Genomic DNA, 255 nt, shown 5'->3' on the forward strand with positions numbered 1-255 from the left:
GGCATCTGGCGTGGTAGCCGAGTTGATCACACCGCAGCGCGCGATGATGATTGGCTTTGTGTTATGGATCGTGATGCATACGCTGTTTATGTCGCTGGGGCTTGGCCTGCGCAACTATCCGCTGATGGTGCTGTTCTACGGCATTCGCGGGCTGGCTTATCCGCTGTTTATCTACTCTTTCATGATGATGCTGGTGCAGGTCTTACCGCGCGAAAAACTGGCGGCGGCGACCGGCTGGTTCTGGGCGATGTATTC

The 255-nt window shown here is 56.1% G+C and carries 1 pseudogene; it reads left to right on the forward strand.

Going from position 1 to position 255, the window contains the following annotated elements:
* Positions 1-255 (forward strand): annotated as a pseudogene (locus SB765_RS31590) (cytochrome C biogenesis protein CcdA); the annotation flags it as partial.

Origin of the sequence: Pseudomonas sp. SIMBA_067 (assembly GCF_046534675.1) — a bacterium.
Classification (GTDB): domain Bacteria; phylum Pseudomonadota; class Gammaproteobacteria; order Pseudomonadales; family Pseudomonadaceae; genus Aquipseudomonas; species Aquipseudomonas putida.